General features: G+C 62.3%; 1 protein-coding gene. It reads right to left on the bottom strand.

Going from position 1 to position 876, the window contains the following annotated elements; translation table 11 throughout:
- On the bottom strand, nt 1-863 hold an 863-nt coding region (gene groEL, locus AC0L2A_RS36245), incomplete at its 3' end, for a chaperonin GroEL (protein WP_473612978.1).
- Nucleotides 864-876: the final 13 nt, after the last annotated feature.

Below are 876 nucleotides of genomic sequence, written 5' to 3'. Positions count from 1 at the left end.
ATGGCCTTGCGGCGATCACCGAAGCCCGGCGCCTTGACGGCGGCGATCTTCAGGCCGCCACGCAGCTTGTTGACGACCAGCGTGGCCAGGGCCTCGCCTTCGACGTCTTCCGAGATGATGACCAGCGGCTTCGAGGTCTGCACGACAGCCTCGAGGATCGGCAGCATGGCCTGCAGGTTGGAGAGCTTCTTCTCGTGGAGAAGGATGTAGGCGTCTTCCAGATCCGCAACCATCTTGTCGGCGTTGGTGACGAAGTAGGGCGAGAGATAGCCGCGGTCGAACTGCATGCCTTCGACGACTTCGAGTTCGGTCTCGGCGGTCTTGGCTTCCTCGACCGTGATGACGCCCTCATTGCCGACCTTCTGCATCGCTTCGGCGATCATCGAGCCGACCGAAGCATCGCCATTGCCGGCGATGGTGCCGACCTGGGCAACCTCTTCCGAGGTCTTGATCTTCTTGGCGTTCTTGATCAGCGTCGCGACGACGTCGCTGACCGCGAGGTCGATGCCGCGCTTCAGGTCCATCGGGTTCATGCCGGCGGCAACCGCCTTGTGGCCTTCCTGGACGATCGACTGCGCCAGAACGGTCGCGGTCGTGGTGCCGTCGCCGGCGATGTCGTTGGTCTTCGAAGCAACTTCGCGGACCATCTGCGCGCCCATGTTCTCGAACTTGTCCTCAAGCTCGATTTCCTTGGCGACGGTGACGCCGTCCTTGGTGATGCGCGGTGCGCCGAACGACTTGTCGATGACGACGTTGCGGCCCTTGGGGCCGAGCGTGACCTTCACTGCGTCGGCGAGGATGTTGACGCCGCGCAGCATGCGCTCACGGGCATCGCGAGAAAATTTTACGTCTTTGGCAGCCATTTTTAGCTCCTGG

It is taken from the genome of Mesorhizobium sp. WSM4844 (genome assembly GCF_055811775.1).
The sequence above is the reverse complement of the archived record's forward strand: the minus strand, read 5'-3'. Positions and strand labels throughout refer to the sequence as shown.